Genomic DNA, 4,233 nt, shown 5'->3' on the forward strand with positions numbered 1-4,233 from the left:
GTTCGCGGCCTGGTCGACCTTCTCCGGGATCACCGCTCGGATACCGCGTCGTCGCAGGTAGCGGCGGTTGCGCCGGGACGAGTACGCCTTGTCCGCGGCCACCGCGTCCGGCCGGGTCCGCGGACGCCCGATCGGGCCGCGTACCTTGACCCGCTCCAGGACCGGGGCGAACTGCGGGCTGTCGCCGGCCTGCCCGGGCGTGAGGACGAACGCAAGCGGGCGGCAGCGCCGGTCGGCTGCCACATGGATCTTGCTGGTCAGCCCGCCTCGGGAACGCCCCAGCTCGGCGGCTTTCAAGCGGGCCCTGTGTCGCCGACGGGCCCGTCGCCGCTGGATGCGCGCCTCATCCTCGACCTGTCCGTCCTGCGGCCTTTGCCCAGTCGCCTCGCCCCCTTTTCGACCTCGACGACCATCTCCAAGGCCGCCAACTGCTCGGGGTCCAAGGCCATTCCGGCGGCGTGATGGTGGGCCCGGGCGGTCGCCGAGTCCACGCTGACCAGGCCCAAGTCGGCCTGGCCGCGGGTGGCGGCCTCGGCGATCACTGCCTGCATGAGGTGCTGGAAGACGCCCTGCGTCGCCCAGATCTGGAAGCGGTCGTACGCGCTCTGCCAGGGCCCGAACTCGCCCGGAAGGTCACGCCAGGGGCTACCGGTCCGGAACCGCCACATCACCGCGTTGAAGTGTTTCCGCAGGTCAGGGATGGGCCCAACCGCGGCAATCGGCAGATGGGGCTCGATCAGGGCCCACTGCTCGTCGGTGAGATCGCCTCGCGCCATGACTGACGGTCTATCAAGACCGAGCCTCCGCGCGCAGGCGATCTACTGAACTCCTGATCCGAACTCCAGACAGGACCTAGAGCGATCCTGCTCCCACGGTGGCCCTCGCTGCGTCCCATACCGGAGTAGCGGGGGCTTCCGTGTCCCTCCCGAGCTTCACTGTGGCTGGGAGGAGTTTGTGTCGTGAGCTTCGGCCGCACTTCGGCCGCTCGAGGTTAGTGGGTAGGCACTAGGACCCCAGGATGCCATCCACGGTCGCAATGTGTACACCATGTCCGTCGATGGCTCGGTGGCTCGATGGCTCGATGGCGAACCATCTCGTTGCTCAGCGCCGAGTCGGCCCGGGGGCGCACTGCTGCAGTGCCTGACCCGTTGTCGTCGGCCAGCTGATGTGCGGGGGGAGGACCGCCGTCGGTCTCGCCGCCGAGCCGAGGAGTTCGACAAACAGGGTGTTATGCAGGCTGCTGCTACTGGTGGTGCGGAGCGGTGGTCGTGCTGGCCGGGGTGCCGCACCCTGATCAGGCTGGCGTACCCACCGTCGCGTCGGCCCTGTGGCGCGGTTGCTGGCGTGCGGCTCACGCTCCAGGACGTCCCTGAAAACGCATAGGCGGTGGATGGCGGCTGACGTAATAGGCATGAGCGGCGCCTGCGGGAGCGAAAGTATCAGTGGATCAGCAAGTGGCACAGCGTTTGTTACACCCTAGACGTAACAAACGCTGCGACATGAGGGTCTCGCCGTTACTATTGCTGCATGGACAGGAGTGAAGCGATCAGGCAGCTCGGCGTAATCGCCGTAGATCAATGGGGGCTGGTGACTGCCCGGCAGGCGCAGGCCGCCGGGCTCTCCCGCGTTGACCTCACCCGCCTGATCGATGCCGGCCTCCTCCAGCGCGCAGTCCACGGCGTCTACCAGGTGGCCGGCGGGACACCGGCCTCCCACCTCGACATCAAGGCGGCCTGGCTCCGCCTGGACCCGGGCGTCCCGGCTTGGGAACGCGCGCTCAGCGGAGAGCAGGCCGCTGTCGTCTCGCACGCGTCCGCCTGCCGGCTCTACGACATCGGCGACATCCCCGCCGACACTGTCGAGATCTCCGTGCCCAGACGGAGGACCACCCGCGAGCCCGGCGTCACCTTCCACAGAGCCGTGATCGACGCCGACGATGTCACCGTCGTGGACGGCCTGCCGACGACTACCGTGGACCGCACCATCTGCGACCTCCTGCGCGCCCGCGCCGACGGCGGCCACATCGGCCGTGTCCTTGCCGACGCCGACCAACGGGGCCTGACCGACACCCGCGTCCTGGCGGACCGGGTCCAGGCCCATGCGCGCGCCTACGGCCTCCCCAAGAACGCATCCGGGTCAGACCTGCTCAACTCCCTCGCCGACCAGGCCGGCTTCACGCTGAGGGATGAGCAGCTCACCACAGCGGGAGCGCGTGCCGCGATCAATTCCGCGATCCACGAGGCCGTGATCGCCCATGGGACGGTGTCTCCGGGCGTGGCGGCTGCGCTGCGTGCTGGTGGTGCAGGTATCCGCCACTCCATCATTCGCGATCTGCCCGCTACTCGCGCCGGTGAGGAGGCGACGCGAAGGCTGCTGGAACAGCTAGGCCGCCAGACGCCAGCAGAGGCGTACCTCGCGGCAGTCCGGTCCTTCGAGTCTCTCGGGGCCGTGGAGAACAGCGTCTGGGACCGGTGGATCGCGCAGATGACTGCCGAAAGCCCCACGCAGCGCATCGCTGCCAGGATCGCTGAGCTGATGAACAGTAGGGCCCACCTGGCGATCCTGCCGGAGACGGCGGCACTGGCAGAGCGGCTTGCGCAGGAGATTACCGAGGGCCCGGGCCAGCTCGCCCGCGAGAGGATCGCGGAGCTGACAGAGCAACTCGAGGAGCTCGGCCTTGCCCGGCCCGTCGCCAACCTCCCCAGGCTCGAATCGGGTGACGGGGATGCTCAGGACATCGAGCCCGCCGACGGGACCGACTGAGCGCCAGCTCCCGCCGATACCCTGGGACGCCTGACGCCAGAACCGGGGGAGTCGCGATCAGCACCAACGGCAAGACCTACGCCACGCCTGCCAGCTTCGAGAAGGCTCTGAAGGACCACGCCAAACAGGTCGTGAAGCAGGACGGCGGAACCGTCCAGGCGGTGATGCGCGGCTTCTTCTTCCAGCGGCTGACCGCCCGCGTCTTCACCGCCGAGCCCAACGGCTGGCTTCTGAAGGGCGGTCAGGCACTCCTCGTCCGCTACCCGTCCTTCGCCCGCCTCAGCAAGGACATCGACCTCCAGCGCCTGCACGGGACGACCCAGGAAGCGCTGGACGCACTCCTGGCCGGCGCCGCCGTCGACCTCGGCGACCACCTGCGGTTCGTGGCCCAGCTGATGAAGCTCCAAGGTACCAACGGCGACGGCATCAACCAGGGCTTTGACGTCTACATCGGGCCCCGCAAAGTCGACACCGTCCACGTAGACCTGGTCACCGGCAAGAACGTCACCGCCAACCCCGCGGACTTCCAGCTCATGCCCCGCCCCGACCTGCCCTGGCCGACCGACTGGCCGCAAATCCGCCTCTACCCCGTCGTCGACCACCTCGCGGACAAAATCTGCGCCATGTACGAGTGGCGAGGCAGTGCCCCCTCCAGCCGCTTCCGCGACCTCGCCGACATCCTCCTCATCAGCCAGAACGAAACCATCGCCGCGGCGGAAGCCCACCATGCCCTGCACTCCGAGGCCGCCCACCGCACTGCACGCGCCACCGCCACCGAACTGCACCTGCCGTCCGCATTCCAGATGCCCGCTCAGACATGGCGCGCCGGCTACGCCAGGGCGGCCACGGACGTGGCCGGCCTGACCGGCTGCAGGACCTGGGACGAGGCGGCCGAGGCCGCCCACACCTTCGTCACCCCGCTCCTGGGCAGCGTCTTCGCCGGTACCTGGCACCCGGACAAGGCGGAGTGGATCCGCGGCTGACTTGTCCCGTGCCACTGGATCTTGACCGCTTTCGCAGGTGTCATAAACGACAGTTGACGGATCGTATCTATGAGTTGATGCTCTCGCCATGGCGAACGTATTCAGCGAGTGGGTGGCCCACCTCAACAGAGCGGGAAAGACCTACCAAGAGATGGCGGTCGATTGTGGCCTCAAACCGTCCGTGACCTGGTGGAACAAGGCGCGCTGGAACGAGATCAAGATCCCCCCGGAGCCAGGTCTGTACCCGCGCATGGCTAAGGCACTGGAAGTTCCGGAGCGCAGGGTGGCGGAGATGGTCGCAGAGCAGTGGTGTGGGGTGAAGCCGGATGACACGGTTCCCGAGCGGCTGCGCCACCTGATGGCCGTGGCGCGAGGGGTCGATGACGCCGGGGATCTGAAGCTCCTCGTCGACTTGGCGCATGCGCTCAGCCAGAAGCACGGAGCAGAGCGTCTCGTGGAGTTGCTTGACCCGGACCCTGACGAGGTC

At 68.0% G+C, this 4,233-nt stretch carries 3 protein-coding genes and 1 pseudogene; 3 read left to right on the forward strand and 1 reads right to left on the reverse strand.

All coding sequences use genetic code 11. The features are described 5' to 3' along the window. Positions 1-776, reverse strand: a pseudogene (locus ACFW48_RS38390) (transposase); the annotation flags it as partial. A 751-nt stretch (positions 777-1,527) separates the two neighbouring features. Here ACFW48_RS38390 and ACFW48_RS38395 point away from each other — a divergent pair. From ACFW48_RS38395 to ACFW48_RS38405, 3 genes are all read left to right on the forward strand, one after another. Further along, complete coding sequence (locus tag ACFW48_RS38395) at positions 1,528-2,763, forward strand: type IV toxin-antitoxin system AbiEi family antitoxin domain-containing protein (protein ID WP_386323271.1); 1,236 nt, start codon at positions 1,528-1,530, stop codon at positions 2,761-2,763. A 131-nt stretch (positions 2,764-2,894) separates the two neighbouring features. Further along, positions 2,895-3,746: a nucleotidyl transferase AbiEii/AbiGii toxin family protein gene (locus ACFW48_RS38400; RefSeq protein ID WP_386323273.1), complete on the forward strand. Its 852-nt coding sequence runs from the start codon at positions 2,895-2,897 to the stop codon at positions 3,744-3,746. 88 nt (positions 3,747-3,834) lie between these two features. Further along, the coding region (locus ACFW48_RS38405; RefSeq protein WP_386323275.1) for a hypothetical protein at positions 3,835-4,233 on the forward strand (399 nt) is incomplete at its 3' end.

It is taken from the genome of Streptomyces sp. NPDC058812 (genome assembly GCF_042744565.1).
GTDB classification, from domain to species: Bacteria; Actinomycetota; Actinomycetes; order Streptomycetales; family Streptomycetaceae; genus Streptomyces; species Streptomyces thinghirensis.